Source organism: Pseudomonas taeanensis MS-3 (assembly GCF_000498575.2).
GTDB classification, from domain to species: domain Bacteria; phylum Pseudomonadota; class Gammaproteobacteria; order Pseudomonadales; family Pseudomonadaceae; genus Aquipseudomonas; species Aquipseudomonas taeanensis.
In genome coordinates this window covers 779815-794003 of record NZ_AWSQ01000002.1, presented here as the reverse complement: position 1 = coordinate 794003, position 14189 = coordinate 779815, and the positions used below count along the sequence as shown (strand labels likewise).

14 protein-coding genes are annotated in these 14189 nt (G+C 58.9%); all 14 read right to left on the bottom strand.

Features of this window, described 5'->3' with window-relative positions:
- Positions 1 to 102: 102 nt before the first annotated feature.
- Entirely contained in the window at positions 103 to 501 is a 399-nt protein-coding gene (locus tag TMS3_RS11760; RefSeq protein WP_025165478.1) for a DUF2802 domain-containing protein, read from the bottom strand.
- A gap of 3 nt (positions 502 to 504) precedes the next feature.
- Entirely contained in the window at positions 505 to 984 is a 480-nt protein-coding gene (locus TMS3_RS11755) for a chemotaxis protein CheW (RefSeq protein WP_025165477.1), read from the bottom strand.
- Between the two features lie 104 nt (positions 985 to 1088).
- Positions 1089 to 1877 carry a CheW domain-containing protein gene (locus tag TMS3_RS11750; RefSeq protein WP_025165476.1) on the bottom strand — a complete coding sequence of 263 codons (789 nt, stop codon included), beginning with the start codon at positions 1875 to 1877 and terminating at the stop codon, positions 1089 to 1091.
- Between the two features lie 87 nt (positions 1878 to 1964).
- Positions 1965 to 2753: a ParA family protein gene (locus TMS3_RS11745; protein ID WP_025165475.1), complete on the bottom strand. Its 789-nt coding sequence runs from the start codon at positions 2751 to 2753 to the stop codon at positions 1965 to 1967.
- A gap of 5 nt (positions 2754 to 2758) precedes the next feature.
- Positions 2759 to 3676: a flagellar motor protein MotD gene (gene motD, locus TMS3_RS11740; RefSeq protein WP_025165474.1), complete on the bottom strand. Its 918-nt coding sequence runs from the start codon at positions 3674 to 3676 to the stop codon at positions 2759 to 2761.
- A gap of 11 nt (positions 3677 to 3687) precedes the next feature.
- On the bottom strand, positions 3688 to 4428 hold the full coding sequence (locus TMS3_RS11735) for a flagellar motor protein (RefSeq protein WP_025165473.1): 741 nt from the start codon (positions 4426 to 4428) through the stop codon (positions 3688 to 3690).
- Positions 4428 to 5540, bottom strand: coding sequence for a protein-glutamate methylesterase/protein-glutamine glutaminase (locus TMS3_RS11730; RefSeq protein ID WP_025165472.1), 1113 nt, complete (start codon positions 5538 to 5540; stop codon positions 4428 to 4430). Before TMS3_RS11730 ends, TMS3_RS11735 begins: the two co-directional genes overlap by 1 nt.
- Before the next feature lie 43 nt (positions 5541 to 5583).
- Entirely contained in the window at positions 5584 to 7782 is a 2199-nt protein-coding gene (locus TMS3_RS11725) for a chemotaxis protein CheA (RefSeq protein WP_025165471.1), read from the bottom strand.
- Between the two features lie 10 nt (positions 7783 to 7792).
- Entirely contained in the window at positions 7793 to 8581 is a 789-nt protein-coding gene (locus TMS3_RS11720) for a protein phosphatase CheZ (protein WP_025165470.1), read from the bottom strand.
- A 19-nt stretch (positions 8582 to 8600) separates the two neighbouring features.
- Positions 8601 to 8975 (bottom strand): chemotaxis response regulator CheY, encoded by a 375-nt coding sequence (locus TMS3_RS11715; RefSeq protein WP_177345177.1) that lies wholly within the window; start codon positions 8973 to 8975, stop codon positions 8601 to 8603.
- A gap of 91 nt (positions 8976 to 9066) precedes the next feature.
- Complete coding sequence (gene fliA / locus TMS3_RS11710; RefSeq protein WP_083491744.1) at positions 9067 to 9813, bottom strand: RNA polymerase sigma factor FliA; 747 nt, start codon at positions 9811 to 9813, stop codon at positions 9067 to 9069.
- Positions 9810 to 10649 (bottom strand): flagellar synthesis regulator FleN, encoded by an 840-nt coding sequence (fleN, locus tag TMS3_RS11705; RefSeq protein ID WP_200929654.1) that lies wholly within the window; start codon positions 10647 to 10649, stop codon positions 9810 to 9812. Before fleN ends, fliA begins: the two co-directional genes overlap by 4 nt.
- A 98-nt stretch (positions 10650 to 10747) precedes the next feature.
- Positions 10748 to 12049, bottom strand: coding sequence for a flagellar biosynthesis protein FlhF (flhF, locus tag TMS3_RS11700; RefSeq protein WP_025165466.1), 1302 nt, complete (start codon positions 12047 to 12049; stop codon positions 10748 to 10750).
- A gap of 15 nt (positions 12050 to 12064) precedes the next feature.
- Entirely contained in the window at positions 12065 to 14173 is a 2109-nt protein-coding gene (gene flhA / locus TMS3_RS11695) for a flagellar biosynthesis protein FlhA (protein ID WP_029866301.1), read from the bottom strand.
- Positions 14174 to 14189: the final 16 nt, after the last annotated feature.

Below are 14189 nucleotides of genomic sequence, written 5' to 3'. Positions count from 1 at the left end.
TAGGAACGAATTGCCAAAGAGAGACGCAGACTAAGAACCGTCGGCACTAAAGACCGGCAAGAAGGCAAGGGACAATGTAAGCAGTCCCAGGGAAACGCAGGATTACCGCTGCTTGGGCTGATGCAGTTTGCTGACTAATTCTGCCTCGGCCTTGCTCAGGCCACAGGACTGAGTCAAGTCATCGACGCTGGCGCCCAGTCCCACCAAACGTGCCGCCTGAGTGAATGACAAGTTGCTGGGATCGCGCTGTTCGATCTGGCTGAGTTTGTCAGGCAATGGCGCCACAATGCGGCGCAGTTCATGCAGCTCTTCGCCCATGCGCACACTGCCGGCCAGATAGGCATCAAGGCGCTTACTCAACTCGCTAATCCGCCGATCGCGTTCCGCGCCACGCTCGGCCTGCAACTGCGCTGCGTGCCGCTGCTGTGAGGCCAGCCAGACACAAGTGCCCACCAGCCCCAGACAAAGCAGCGCAAGCACGATCAGCGCGATTTCAAGCATGGATCAGATGCTCTCCAGCTCAGACCACTCTTCTTCACTCATCATCTTGTCCAGCTCAACCAGAATCAGCAACTCGCCATTCTTGTTGCACACACCCTGGATGAACTTGGCGGACTCGTCATTGCCGACATTCGGCGCGGTTTCCACTTCAGACTGACGCAGGTAGACCACTTCAGCCACGCTATCGACCAGGATGCCGACCACTTGCTTGTCCGCCTCGATGATCACGACCCGCGAGTTGTCGGTCACATCTGCGGAATCCAGACCAAAGCGTTGGCGCGTGTCAATCACCGTCACTACATTGCCACGTAGGTTGATGATGCCCAGCACATAACTCGGCGCGCCTGGTACCGGAGCGATCTCGGTGTAGCGCAGCACTTCCTGAACCTGCATCACGTTGATGCCATAGCTCTCATTGTCCAACCGGAAGGTCACCCACTGCAGAATGGGATCATCGGCACCCTGTGCAGAACTTCTATTCATGTCCCTACCTCGTCATAAACCGCTTGCGGCGGCGTGCGCGGGTGATAACCCCGCTGTCGATACTAGTATTTCAGCGCCATCTTCACAGCGTGAATCAGCAAAATTCAGTGCACCTGGCCATTAACCATGCGCTTGGCCGCACCACTGGCGATCAACTCGGCCAGCGCTGCAACATCCAACAGTGCGCACATATGCTCAATCACCGTTCCGGCCAGCCAAGGTCGCTGAGTGCGCAGACTACGCCACTTGACCTCATTAGGGTCCAGGCGAATCGAACGGCTGACTTGATGCACTGCCAGCCCCCACTCATATCCCTCAACGGAAATCACATACTGCAAACCCTGGCGAAAATCGTCGCGGTAGCGGTCAGGCATAACCCAGCGTGCGGCATCCAGAACCTTCAGATTGCCGGCCTGACACGGCAGTATGCCGAGAAACCAGTCCGGCTGACCGAACAACGGCGTCAGCTCCTCTCCCACGAGTGGATAAATCGAGCCCAGGCACACTAACGGGACGGCCAAGGTTAAACCCGCAACATCGAAGAGCAGGCATTCGAACGGTTCCTGCGCCCACTCCGGGCGACCATCGAGATGCAGCTTGGCAGCAGGCGTTGGCGGCGGCGCGGCGAGATGAACCTCGGCCAGCGGTTCTATCAGTACAGGCGACGCCTCCCTCTCAGGCTGCGGCATTGCGACGAGCGCCAATTTCTCCGGTTGCTGCGGCGCTACAGACACCTGACGGGCGTCACGCACCTTCTCTTCCAGCACCGCGGCCTCGAACTCATCCTGGCTGGCACTATCGGCCAATTCGAGCGCAGCCTCTTGCAACAAGCCATCCAGGTAGGATTGCAAGGCCAGCTGGGGTCGGGTAGCGGTAGCAACGGAACGGCTCATAGATAGAATCCGCAAAAATAACCTGTATGACCTATCGGCCGCAGTTGCGGCAGACTTGAGCCATTCTGTTCAGCATACTGAGTCATCTCAAGCCACCTGCGCCGCCGTCTGTTGTGCGATCAGATGTTTGAGCAGCGCCCGATAGGCAATCACGCCCCGGCTGTTGGAGTCGAACTGCGAGGGCGTCAACCCCGCCCTACTGGCATCGCGCAAGCGCGTATCGACCGGAATATAAGCCGGCCACAGATGGTCGAGATAGCTCTTGCGTAACGTGCGCAGGGTGCTCATGGAGGCCTGGGTGCGCCGATCGAACAGGGTCGGTACGATGGTGTAGGGCAGCGCCTGTTTGCGCGAACGATTGATCATTGCCAAGGTACTGACCATCCGCTCCAGGCCTTTGACTGCCAGAAATTCGGTTTGTACCGGAATCACCAATTGCTGACTGGCCGCCAAGGCATTGACCATCAGCACCCCCAGCAAAGGCGGGCTGTCGATTACCGCATGATCGAATTTTTCCCACAGCTGCGCCAGGCTCTTGGCTATTACCAGGCCCAATCCACTCTGCCCTGGTGATTGCCGCTCCAACGTGGCCAGCGCCGTGCTCGACGGTAACAGGGCAATGCGCTCATGACTGGTAGGCAGCAACAACTCTTGCGGCAAGCCCTGAGGCACGCTGCCCTGATGTAGGAACAGGTCGAAGCTGCTGCGCTCCAAGGCATCCGGATCATGACCGAAATAACTGGTCATCGACCCATGGGGATCGAGATCGACCACGACCACGCGCTTGCCCGATTCGGCCAATAGGCCGGCTAAGGCGATGGAGGTGGTGGTCTTACCGACCCCACCTTTTTGATTGGCTACTGCCCAGACTCTCATCGTGTTCATCCTCCCGGCACAGGCGTGGCCTGACCGAGGACTGGTGCCACCCTCACAGGGCTTGGCGGCGGGGGATTGACGGTACCCGCGTGCGGGACCTGCGCTGCAGCCACAGGTGCAGATTGCGTGCCAGCACGTCGCAATGCACTGTCGGGCCGAGCATTGGCACTGCCGACACCGCTGACACTGCGGCGCACATCGAGATTACGAGAAACCACCAACACCACCCGACGGTTTCGCGCCCGTCCGGCAATCGTGTCATTGTCCGCCACCGGCTGAAACTCGCCATAGCCCACCGAGGCCAAACGCCCGGGATTGACACCATCCATCGCCAGCATGCGCACGATGCTCGCCGCCCGAGCAGCCGACAGCTCCCAATTGCTCGGGAACTGCGAAGTCTGGATTGGCAAATTATCGGTAAAGCCTTCTACATGCACGGGATTCTCATACGGTGCCAGTATTTTGGCGACCTTTTCAATCAAGTCGAATGCGGCATTGTTCGGTACCGCATCACCGCTCGGAAACAATAGGCTGGAACTGAGCTCGATCTCGATCCACAGTTCGTTTCCGCGCACCTTGAGCTGGTCCGTCTTAATCAGCTCGCCGAAGGCTTCACGCACGCTATCGGCGATGCTTTGCAAAGAATCCGCAGTAGCCTGGCTGAGGTCCTCATCGACCATCGACTTGTCCGGCTCGGAAGTCCGCGGCTTCTCCTCACCTACAGGAATCGGCTTGATCGAGCGATCCGGTTGGCTGAACACCCCGGTCAGGGTCTCTGAAAGGACCTTGTACTTGCCTTCGTTGACTGAAGAAATCGAATACATCACCACGAAAAAGGCGAACAGCAACGTAATGAAATCCGCATAAGACACCAGCCAGCGCTCGTGATTCTCATGCTCTTCGTGGTGGCGTCGACGGGCCATGACTCACTCCATCAGTCCATGAAACCTTGCAGTTTCAGTTCAATGGAGCGCGGATTTTCACCTTCGGCGATAGACAGCACGCCCTCCAGCAGCATTTCGCGATAACGCGACTGACGCTGGGCGATGGCCTTGAGCTTGTTGCCAATCGGCAACAGCAGCAGGTTGGCGAAACCGACGCCATAAATGGTGGCGACAAAGGCCACAGCGATACCACTGCCGAGTTTGCTAGGATCGGCCAAGTTGCCCATCACATGGATCAAACCCATCACTGCACCAATGATGCCGATGGTCGGTGCATAGCCACCCATGCTTTCGAATACCTTGGCGGCCTGAATATCGCGACCTTCCTGGGTGTAGAGGTCAACTTCAAGAATGCTACGAATGGCCTCTGGCTCCGCACCATCGACCAGCAATTGCAAACCTTTACGCGCATAGGGATCAAACTCGGCATCGGCCACCGCCTCCAGCCCGAGCAGGCCTTCCTTACGCGCGGTCATGCTCCAGCCGACGACACGGTTGATGCCGCCCGCCAAATCGATACGCGGTGGTAGTAATATCCAGCGCAAGATCACCAGCGAACGCTTGAAAACGCTGACCGGAGCCTGGAGAAAGGCGGCGCCCAGGGTGCCACCGATTACGATCAGTGCCGCAGGGCCATTGAGCAAGGCCCCGACGTGACCGCCCTCCAGGTAGTTGCCGCCTAGAATCGCGACAAATGCCAGGATGACCCCGATCAGGCTCAGCACATCCATCAGAGGCAAGTCTCGACAATGTGCCTGCCAATGTCATCGAGCCCATACACGGCATCCGCCAGATTGGCTTTGACCACCGCCATCGGCATGCCATAAATCACACAACTGGCCTCATCCTGCGCCCATACTTGGCTGCCCCCCTGCTTGAGCAGACGAGCGCCCTCTCGACCATCGGCACCCATACCGGTGAGCACCACCGCCAGCACCTTGTCGTGATAGGACTTGGCTGCTGAGCCGAAGGTGATGTCGACGCAGGGCTTGTAATTAAGTCGCTCATCGCCAGGCAGAATTCTGACCGCACCGCGACTATCGACCATCATCTGCTTACCGCCAGGCGCCAGTAGCGCTAAGCCAGGACGCAGCACATCGCCATCCTCCGCTTCTTTCACGTTGATCCGGCAGAGCTTGTCCAGGCGTTCGGCAAACGCCTTGGTAAACGCCGCCGGCATGTGCTGAACCAGCACGATCGGCGTCGGAAAATTGGCTGGCAGTTGCGTCAGCACACGCTGCAAGGCGACCGGGCCTCCGGTTGAAGTACCGATGGCTACCAGCTTGTAATTTTTGCGTTTGGGCGCTGACGAGCTTGTCGCTGGAGAAGCGCTGACAGGAGCTGGCGCCACAGCTGGGCGAGTCGATGAACTAGTCGGCGCTGGTGTTTTTTTTAGCGCACTACTGGTGGCAGACGGCAGCGGCGCCGCACTGATGCTGCGCCGATTGCTGCGTGCGATGCTGTGCACCTTCTCGCACAGCAGTTGTTTGACCTTCTCCGGGTTGCGCGAGATGTCTTCGAAGTTCTTCGGCAGGAAATCCACCGCCCCGGCGTCCAGTGCATCCAGCGTGACACGGGCACCTTCGTGGGTCAGTGAGGAGAACATCAACACCGGCGTTGGGCAGCGCTGCATAATGTTTCGCACCGCGGTGATGCCGTCCATCATTGGCATCTCGTAGTCCATGGTTATCACGTCAGGCCTTAGCGCCTGCGCTTGATCAATGGCTTCACGGCCGTTAGTGGCAGTACCGACCACTTGAATATTCGGGTCGGCAGACAATATTTCCGAAACGCGCCGACGAAAGAAGCCGGAATCGTCCACCACCAACACCTTTACAACCATAACCACTCCTAAGCAACGCGGGCTTTACCCGCGTCGCTAACAATCAAATGCGCCGCGCGTAACGCTTAAGCATGCTCGGCACGTCGAGAATCAAGGCGATACGTCCATCGCCGGTGATGGTAGCGCCAGACATACCCGGAGTGCCTTGCAGCATCTTGCCCAAGGGTTTGATCACCACTTCTTCCTGACCGACCAACTGATCGACGACGAAACCGATGCGCTGGCTGCCCACGGTGAGAATCACTACATGACCCTCGCCCTGCTCTTCATGGGCGGCATTACGTACCAACCAACGCTTGAGGTAGAACAGCGGCAGTGCCTTGTCGCGCACGATCACCACCTCCTGCCCATCGACAACGTTGGTACGCGACAGATCGAGGTGGAAGATTTCGTTGACGTTGACCAGCGGGAAGGCAAATGCCTGGTTGGCCAGCATCACCATCAGTGTCGGCATGATTGCCAAGGTCAACGGCACCTTGATGATGATCTTCGACCCCTGACCCTTGACCGAGAACACGTTGACCGTACCGTTGAGCTGGGAAATCTTGGTCTTTACCACGTCCATGCCAACGCCACGACCGGACACATCGGAAATCTCGGTCTTGGTGGAGAAGCCCGGGGCGAAGATCAGGTTGTAGCACTCGAACTCGTTGAGTCGGTCAGCCGCATCCTTCTCCAGCAAGCCCTTTTCCACGGCCTTGGCACGCAGTACATCGGCATCCATGCCTTTGCCGTCATCGGAGATCGACAGCAGGATGTGATCGCCTTCCTGCTCCGCCGACAGTACCACCTTGCCGCCGCGCGACTTACCGCTGGCCTCACGCTCTTCGGGGGTCTCGATGCCGTGGTCGACGGCGTTGCGCACCAAGTGCACCAGCGGATCAGCCAACGCCTCGACCAGGTTCTTGTCGAGATCGGTTTCTTCGCCCACCAATTCCAGGTTGATTTCTTTCTTCAGGTTGCGCGCCAAATCGCGCACCAGACGCGGGAAGCGCCCGAACACCTTCTTGATCGGCTGCATACGGGTTTTCATCACCGCCGTTTGCAGGTCGGCGGTGACCACATCGAGGTTGGAAACGGCCTTGGACATTGCTTCGTCGCCGCTATTCGAACCCAGACGCACCAGTCGGTTACGCACCAGCACCAGTTCGCCGACCATGTTCATGATCTCGTCCAGACGTGCGGTATCGACCCTGACCGTGGTTTCCGCCTCGCTAGCCGGCGCGGCTTTTTCGGCCACTGCGGTAGCCACGGCTGGCGCTTTCACCGGCTCTGCTTTCGCCGCAGGCTTGGCGATAGGTTTGGCCGGTGCAGCGGCTTTGCTCGGAGCAGGCACCTCGGGCGTCTTGGTCTCTGCAGGTTCCGAGAACTTACCCTTACCATGCAACTGGTCGAGCAATGACTCGAATTCGTCATCGGTAATGCTATCGCCACCGGCAGCGCTTGATTCTGCAACGACCGGCTTCGGCTCAGCGGCTGCCGGCGGGGCGAATTGCCCCTTGCCGTGCAGCTGGTCGAGCAGCGACTCGAACTCATCGTCGGTGATTTCATCACCGACGGCAGTGGGCGCCACATTCACGGCAGCACTTGCCACGGCAGAGTTCGTCACAACAGGCGCAGCAGCAAATTGGCCTTTGCCATGCAACTGATCGAGCAGCGACTCGAATTCATCGTCGGTGATTTCGTCACCGGCAGCCGGCGGGACAATGGCGACGTTAGGTGGGTCGCCCAAGGCGTCGAGCAACTGCTCGAACTCATTGTCGCTGATGTCAGCAGACGCCGGCTCTTCGGCCGGAGCAGGTGACTCTGGCGCTGCAGCGACTGCGGCAGGCTGCACCGGCTCATCGTCACTCATCGGTTCGGCCAGACGCGCCAAGGCAGCCAGCAGCTCCGGTGTAGCCGGCGTTGGCTGGACACGCTCGCGCACCTCGGTAAACATGCCATTGACCGCATCAAGCGCCTCAAGCACCACGTCCATCAACTCGGAGTCGACGCGGCGCTCCCCTTTGCGCAGGATGTCGAATACGTTTTCGGCAATATGGCAGCACTCCACCAGCTCGTTGAGCTGGAGGAAGCCGGCGCCACCCTTGACGGTATGGAATCCGCGAAAAATGGCGTTGAGCAAGTTCATATCGTCCGGACGGCTTTCTAGCTCGACCAACTGTTCGGACAATAGATCGAGAATCTCGCCGGCCTCTACCAGGAAATCCTGAAGGATTTCTTCATCGGCGCCGAAGCTCATAGACGTGCTCCTAAAATCCTAGGCTGGATAACAGATCGTCGACGTCATCCTGACTGGATGCGACGTCATCACGCTTATCGGCATGAATCTGAGGACCTTCACCATGGGAAGGCTGTTTTTGTTGTTTTTGTTCGGCACGCAGTACGTTGTGATCGTGCTCGATGCCTGCAAACCGGTCGACCTGGCTGGCCATCAGCACCAGTTTCAGTAGATTGCTCTCCACCTCGGTGACCAGCTGTGTCACCCGTTTGATCACCTGACCGGTCAGGTCCTGATAATCCTGAGCGAGCAAAATATCATTGAGGTGTCCGGACAATTTGCTGCTGTCGCGCTCAGTGCGGGCGAGGAACAACTCGATTCGCTTGGCCAGCTCGCGGAAACCATCAGCGCCCATTTCTCGACGCATGAAGCATCCCCAATCGGCACTCAGACTTTGCGCTTCCTGGCCAAGGTCATTGACCATCGGGGCACTCTGTTCGACCAGATCCATGGTGCGATTGGCCGCATTCTCGGTCATCGTCACCACATAGCCCAAGCGCTCGGTGGCATCGGTGATTTGCGAGATCTCCGTGGCATGCGGCATGTGCGGATCGAGTTGGAAATTGACGATAGCGTTATGCAACTCACGCGTCAGCTTGCCGACTTCATGGTACAGACCACGATCGCGCGCTTTGTTAAGTTCATTGATCAGTTCTACTGCTTCGCCAAAATCACCTTTTTCGAGGCTATCCACCAATTGGCGAGCATTGGTTTTCAGAGTCGACTCGAGGTCACTCTGCTCGGAATCATTGTGTTCCATAGCGCCCTCGCGGCAGACATCAGCCGTTGACTCGTTCGAAGATTTTCTCAATCTTTTCTTTTAGCACTTGCGCGGTGAACGGCTTGACCACATAGCCATTCACACCGGCCTGCGCAGCCTCGATGATTTGGTCGCGCTTAGCTTCCGCGGTCACCATCAACACAGGCAGCTGCTTCAACCGCTCGTCCGCACGCACCGCACGCAATAGATCGATTCCAGTCATGCCCGGCATATTCCAGTCGGTCACGAGAAAATCAAAACTGCCGCTCTGCAGCATCGGCAACGCCGTGGTGCCATCGTCGGCCTCCGCAGTGTTGGTGAACCCCAAGTCACGCAGGAGGTTCTTGATGATCCGTCGCATCGTTGAAAAATCATCAACGATGAGGATTTTCATGTTCTTGTCCAAGTCGACCTCCGTACAGTCCCAAACCTACCCAGCACCTGAGTACGCCCCTAATCGTGAAACCGGCTCTATCTGTATCTGTCTAGCTAGTCCGCCATTCGCTCAGGCGTGCTCGCAAGCGCGAGGCACACTGGCTGTGCAGCTGGCAGATACGCGACTCGCTAACCCCCAACACCTCACCAATTTCCTTGAGATTCAGTTCCTCGTCGTAATACAGCGCCAATACCAGGCGCTCACGCTCAGGCAGGTGGGCGATGGCATCGGCCAAGGCCAACTTGAAACGTTCATCTTCAAGATCACGTGAAGGCTCAAGGTGAGTGCTATTCGCGTCCTCACGCAGCTCGCCATGTTCACCGTCCTGCAACAGGTCGTCGAAACTGAACAAACGGCTGCCTAAAGTGTCGCCAAGAATGCCGTAGTAATCATCAAGACTCAATTGGAGTTCGGCCGCAACCTCCTGATCTTTAGCGTCTCGGCCGGTTCTTGCTTCAATTACCCGAATCGCATCGCTGACCATGCGGCTGTTGCGGTGCACCGAACGCGGCGCCCAATCGCCCTTGCGCACCTCATCGAGCATCGATCCGCGGATGCGAATACCGGCGAACGTCTCGAAGCTGGCGCCTTTACTGGAGTCGTATTTCTTCGAGGCTTCGAGCAGACCGATCATCCCGGCCTGGATCAGGTCATCCACCTGCACGTTGGCCGGCAAACGGGCCAACAGGTGATAGGCAATACGTTTGACCAAGGGTGCGTAACGCTCGATCAACTGGTGTTGGGAGTCCTGCGCTTGCGTTTTGCTGTACATCCGAACTCCAGAGGCTGCTGTCATACCGCCGTATCCGCAATCGGCTGCTGCACCAGGCGTTCGACGAAGAACTCCAGGTGCCCGCGCGGGTTGGCCGGTAGCGGCCAGGCATCGACTTTCTGAGCGATCGCTTTAAACGCCAGTGAGCATTTTGAGCGTGGGTAAGCCTCATACACCGCCCGCTGTTTTTGCACGGCCTTGCGCACCATCTCGTCATACGGCACGGCGCCGACATATTGCAGCGCGACGTCGAGGAAGCGATCGGTAACTTTGGTCAGCTTGGCGAAGAGGTTGCGACCTTCTTGCGGACTGTGGGCCATATTCGCCAAAACACGGAAACGATTCATGCCATGGTCGCGATTGAGCAACTTGATCAACGCATAGGCGTCGGTGATCGAGGTCGGTTCATCACACACCACCACCAATACTTCCTGAGCGGCGCGGACGAAGCTGACCACCGAATCGCCAATACCGGCGGCGGTATCGACAATCAGCACATCAAGGTTTTCGCCGATATCGCTGAAGGCCTGGATCAGGCCGGCATGCTGCATCGGCGAAAGCTGCACCATGCTCTGCGTGCCGGAGGCTGCCGGCACGATCCGGACGCCGCCCGGGCCTTGCAACACCACATCACGCAGGTCGCACTCGCCGTTTATCACATCGGCCAAGGTGCGCCTGGCGGTCAAGCCGAGCAATACGTCGACGTTGGCCAAGCCCAGGTCGGCGTCCATCAACATCACTCGCCTGCCCAGTTCGGCCAGCGCTAGCGCCAGATTCACCGACACATTGGTCTTGCCGACGCCACCCTTGCCGCCGGTCACCGCAATCACCTGTACGGGATGCATACCCATGTTATCTATACACCTTGTCTAACGTCGACTGGAGCCACATGGCTGATTGTGCCCCACCATGGAGCCAGGCGTTACCGCCTGTCGCTGAACCGCTGCCGCAGCAGCCTTTAGCCGGCGCGGCGCGCCGGATGTTGGTAAAGATCGGCAAACATCTCTGCCATCGTATCTTCGCTCGGAGTCTCTGCCGCTTGCAGACCCACGGCGCGACTGACCAACTGATGACTACGCGGCACCTGGAGATCATCCGGGATCCGCGGCCCATCTGCCTGATAGGCTACCGGTAGACGCTGGCTAATTGCGAGGCCTAAAACTTCGCCCAGGCTGGTGGCTTCATCCAGCTTAGTCAGGATGCAACCAGACAAACCACAAACTTTGTAGCTGTGATAGGCGGCCTTGAGCACCTGGCTCTGGCTGGTCGCCGCCATGACCAGGTAGTTCCTGGACTTGACCCCACGACTGGCCAAGGTCTCCAACTGCATGCGCAGAGCCGGATCGTTGCCCGGGAGACCCGCGGTATCGATCAAGACCACCCGCTTACGCGCCAGCGGTGCCAGGGCCTGGGTCAAGGATTGACCGGGATCAACCAGGCTCACCGAAACGTTGAGAATCCGGCCTAGGGTCTTCAACTGCTCCTGGGCGCCGATGCGATAGCTGTCCAGGCTGACCAGGGCGATCTGTTGCGCGCCATACTTGAGTACATAACGCGCCGCCAACTTCGCCAGGGTAGTGGTCTTGCCCATACCCGCCGGCCCGACCAACGCAATCACCCCGCCCTCTTCCAGCGGTTCCTGCTTCGGCGTTGCAATCGAGTGGGCCAAGTGCGCCAGCAGCATGCGCCAAGCCTGGCGCGGCTCGGCAATAGTGGCCACACGTTCAAGCAGTGTGCGTGACAGCTCGGCAGGCAAGCCCATGCGTTGCAGACGACGCCACAGGGTGGCCTGTTCCGGGCGGCGGCTTTGCAGCTGACCCCAGGCCATCGAGCCCATCTGCATTTCAATCAGCTCACGCAGACCATGCAGTTCGAAACGCATGGCTTCCAAGGCACCCTGATCGGCGGCAGCAACAGGCATGGAGCGCGGCTGATACGGGGCCTCGGGCAGGCTAGCAGTCGGTGCATCCGGCTCGGCGCCAAACAGTTGGCGATCCTTACCTGCATCGCCCTGCTCGCGCGTGGCCAGCTCGGCCTGAGCCGAGGCGATGCGCGCCTGGGTCGTCCGCAGTTCGGCTTCCAGCGCAGGATTGGCCTGGCGAGCGGGCGCAGCGGGAATCTGATAGTCCAGTGCGGCGGTCAGTTCGACACCACCAGCAACCCGACGATTACCGATGATCGAGGCATCCGCGCCCAGCTCATCGCGGACCAGCTTCATGGCTTGACGCATATCGGCGGCGAAAAAGCGTTTGACCTGCATGGCCTGTAACCTCGGTTAGTTCTGCCCTACCGTCGCAACGATAGTGACCTGTTTGTTGTCCGGAATTTCCTGGTATGCCAGCACGTGAATACTCGGTACTGCCAGCCGTGCGAACCGCGAGAGCATGGCCCGGACCGGACCGGCCACCAGCAGGATCACTGGCTTGCCGAGCATTTCCTGACGCTGCGCCGCTTCCACCAGGGAACGTTGCAACTTCTCGGCCATGCCCGGCTCCAGGAGGATGCCTTCCTCGGAGCCCTGACCAGCCTTCTGCAAACTACTGAGCAATATCTGTTCCAACCTTGGCTCAAGGGTGATCACAGGCAGCTCCGGCTCTAGTCCCACAATGCTTTGCACGATTGCCCGAGCCAGCGCAACTCGTACCGCCGCCACCATGGCGGCAGGATCTTGACTCTTTGGTGCCACGTTGGCGATGGCCTCGGCGATGGTGCGCACGTCACGTACCGGCACCTGTTCCTGCAGCAGCGCCTGCAACACCTTGAGCAGCACCGACAAGGACACCAGCCCCGGCACCAGCTCTTCAGCCAATTTGGGCGAGCTCTTGGCCAGCAGCTGCATCAACTGCTGCACCTCTTCATGACCGAGCAGCTCATGGGCATGCTTGTGCAATATCTGATTGAGATGGGTGGCGACTACCGTACTGGCATCGACCACGGTGTAGCCCAGTGACTGGGCCTGGTCGCGTTGATTCGGATCGATCCACACCGCCTCCAGACCGAACGCCGGATCCTTGGCGGCGACACCATTGAGGGTGCCGAATACCTGCCCCGGATTGATCGCCAACTCGCGGTCGGGAAAGACTTCGGCCTCGGCCACGCTGACCCCCATCAGGGTCAGCCGGTAGGCATTCGGCTGCAGGTCGAGGTTGTCGCGGATGTGCACCGAGGGCATCAGAAAGCCCATCTCCTGGGACAGCTTCTTGCGCACTCCCTTGATCCGCGCGAGCAGCTGTCCACCCTGGTTGCGGTCGACCAGCGGGATCAGACGATAACCGACCTCCAGGCCGACCATATCCACCGGCGTGACGTCATCCCAGCCGAGCTCCTTGACCTCCTGAGCCCGCTGCGCCGGTAGCAGTTCCTGCTGGCGCTGCACCTCCTGAACCTCTTCCTCCTTGACCACGCGTTGCTTGTTGGCAATCCAGTAGGCAGCGCCAGCAGCCACCAGGCCAAGGCTGATAAAGGAAAAGTGTGGCATGCCTGGTACCAGGCCCATGGCGATCATGATTGCCGCTGCCACAGCCAAGGCACGCGGTGAGGCGAACATCTGGCGACTGACCTGGGCGCCCATATCTTCCGAGCTGGACACCCGGGTGACCATGATTGCCGCAGCGGTTGACAGCAGCAGCGAGGGAATTTGTGCGACCAGGCCGTCACCGATGGTCAACAAGGTGTACACCTTGCCGGCGTCGGCAAAGCTCAGGTTGTGCTGGAAGATACCGATGGCGATGCCGCCGATCAGGTTGATGAACAGAATCAACAGGCCGGCAATTGCATCGCCGCGGACGAACTTGCTGGCACCGTCCATCGAGCCATAAAAGTCAGCCTCCTGGGACACTTCCGAGCGACGTTTCTTGGCCTCAACCTGGTCGATCAGACCGGCGTTGAGATCGGCGTCGATGGCCATCTGCTTGCCAGGCATGGCATCCAGGGTGAAGCGTGCGCTGACCTCGGAAATCCGTCCGGCACCCTTGGTGACCACCACGAAGTTGATGATCATCAAAATGGCGAACACCACGATACCGACCACGTAGTTGCCGCCGATCACTACCTCACCGAAGGCCTGGATCACCTGGCCGGCGGCAGCGTGCCCGTCATGGCCATTGAGCAGCACCACCCGGGTCGAGGCCACGTTCAGCGCCAGACGCAGCAGCGTCGCCGCCAGCAGAATGGTCGGGAACACCGCGAAATCCAGTGGACGCAAGGCATAGATACTGACCAACAGCACCACGATCGACAGCGCGATGCTGAAGGTGAACAGCACGTCGAGCAGGAACGGCGGAATCGGCAACATGACCATGCCGAGCATGACCAGCAGCATCAACGGTATGCCCAGATTGCCCTGGCGCAATCCCGAGAGATTGCTGCGTACATTACCGATCATTTGTGAGCGATCTACT